Raw genomic sequence first — 329 nt, forward strand, 5'->3', positions numbered from 1 at the left:
CTCATGGGGCGGACGTGTCTCGGCCTCGGGCGGAGCGGCGCGCCTCAGGGAGCCGGCGGGTCCACCTCGGCACGGCAGGCCGCGATGATCTCAAGCAAGGGGTCGTGGACGGTCTTCCAGACGATGTCCAGCGCAACCCGATGATAGCTGTGGCGATAGAGATTGCCGGCGTCCGCAACGTCCCGCCAGGGAATGTGCGGGTGACGTGCGCGAAGCTCCGGGCCGACCCGTCTGCTCGCCTCGGAGATGATCTCGATGCAGCGCACGACCGCGTCGTGCGTCCGCTGATCGGACGCGAAGGCATCGAACGACATCCCGGCGATGAAGCC

1 protein-coding gene is annotated in these 329 nt (G+C 68.1%); it reads right to left on the reverse strand.

The genetic code is table 11. The annotated features are described in order from the left end of the window. Nucleotides 1-44: 44 nt before the first annotated feature. Nucleotides 45-329: HepT-like ribonuclease domain-containing protein (locus ACLBXP_RS25440; RefSeq protein WP_447670612.1), on the reverse strand; the 285-nt coding region annotated here is incomplete at its 5' end.

This window comes from Methylobacterium sp. A54F, assembly GCF_053346035.1.